Source organism: Streptomyces sp. NPDC003379 (assembly GCF_053589195.1).
In genome coordinates, this window is the sequence record NZ_JBSFRK010000128.1 from 1 (window position 1) to 1,899 (window position 1,899).

1 protein-coding gene is annotated in these 1,899 nt (G+C 69.5%); it reads right to left on the reverse strand.

The genetic code is table 11. The features are described from left to right. Positions 1-167 precede the first annotated feature (167 nt). A complete protein-coding gene (locus tag ACWDVB_RS40245; RefSeq protein WP_451612066.1) occupies positions 168-1,505 on the reverse strand; it encodes an IS110 family transposase in 1,338 nt (445 codons plus the stop codon). Positions 1,506-1,899 lie beyond the last annotated feature (394 nt).

Below are 1,899 nucleotides of genomic sequence, written 5' to 3' on the forward strand. Positions count from 1 at the left end.
GGGCCGCGAAGGCGTGCGGTTCGCGATGGAGGACTACACCTACGAGCGCGTACTGGTCCTCACCGGTCTCGCGCTCTGACCGGAAAACTCGACGGTCAGGTGGGCATGGCGAGGTAGCCCCTGGACTTGGATGGTTCCGGGGCTGCTGGTCGGGTGTGGACGGTGTGTCAGGCGCCTGCCGGGGTGAGGGTGACGTCGTGGCCGAGGGCGGTGAGCTGGCGGACGAGGTCGCGGGTCTTGCGGGCCGGATCGAGGTTCTTGGTGTGCCAGTCGGAGCCGAGGTCGCGGTAGCGGGCGGTGGGGTTGTTCATGAGGTGCCAGACCGCGACCAGGATGGAGCGGGCGACGGCGACCAGGGCCTTGAGGTGGCCTCGGCGTTTGACGATGCGGCGGTAGCGGGCGCCGAGGAAAGTGTCGGTGCGGGCCGCGGAGACGGCGGCCTCGCCGAGTGCTCCGCGCAGCCAGGGGTTGCCTTTGCCGGCGGGTCCGGAGGTGTTCTTCGGGCCGGACTGGAAGGTGCGCGGGGACAGGCGGGCCCAGGAGGCCAGGTGGTCGGCGGTGGGGAACACGCTCATGTCGGTGCCGATCTCGGCGAGGATGACCTGGGCGGTGGCGGGCCCGACCCCGGGGATCTCGTCCAGTCGCTCGGTGTCGGTCAGCGGCATCAGCATGCCCTGACCGGGCCGGTCGTCGTCCGTGGCGTCGGGGGCCGTGGAGAGTTCGCTGAGACGGGTGGTGATGCGGGCGGTGAGCTTGTCGATCTGGACGGTGAGGTGGTCGACGGTGTCCAGCAGCATCCGCAGCATGAACGCGTGGTGTTCCTCGAACCCGCCGGCCAGTGCCTCTTCCAGGGCTTGGGGGCTGGCCTTGATGGTGCCGTGCGCGAGGCCCGCGAGGGCCCTGGGGCTGCGTTCGCCCGCGATCAGGGCCTCGATCATCGTGCGGCCGGAGACGCCGAAGATGTCGGAGATGACCGAGGAGAGCTTGATCTGCGCGTCCTCCAGGAGCTTCTCCGCGCGCTGCTTGTGCCGGGTGCGCTCGTGGGTGAGGACCGCGCGGGAACGGGTCAGGTCCCGTAGCTCGCGCACCGGCTTCGGGGGCACGAACGAGGCCCTCAGCATGCCGCGTTCGGCGAGCTTGGCCAGCCACACCGAATCGAGCTTGTCGGTCTTCGGGCGGCCGGGGACGTTCTTCACGTCACGAGCGTTGACCAGCCAGCACTCAAGCCCCCTCGCTTCCAGGAGGAAGAAGAACGGTTTCCAGTAGGTCGAGGTCGCCTCCATCACGACCCGGGTGACGCCCTGGCATATCAGGTGGTCCGCGAGCTCCAGGATGGCGCCGCTGGTCGCAGCCACGTTCCACACCCGCTGCACCCGTCGGCCGGGCTTGTCCTCGTGCGGCACCCGGGTGCACACCATCCCGGACGCCTTGGCGATATCGATCGCCGTGACCCTCTCCACCAGCTCCGGACCCTGCTCGGACTCCTCGGCATCCGTCTCCGCCACGGGCGAGTGCCCCCTTCCGGTCGTTCCGTTCGTACAGGCGGCGCCCGCCCCAAGGGGCCACGGGGAAGACGAAATCTGACCGGCGTGCTCTACGGCAACAAGGCAAGGCCCCGCGGCGGCCCCTGCACCAGACTGACCTACGGGCTTGGTGTCCCAACGAGCAACCGGAGTCGGCGGACGGGCGCCGCGATCATGTTTTCACGCCGGCAAGGCGTTCCCCGACAGGGACCAGAAGGACTGACCTGCAAAAGCGCATCCCCGGGCTTACGTGCGCGAACTGCGGTCGCTGACCGGGCCGTTGCTGCCCCAGCCAGGTCCGGAACTGGTGGTGGGCCGACCGCGGTGTCATCTGCCCCAGGAGCCGGCATTGGCTCGGGCAAGACCTGCTGGCGGC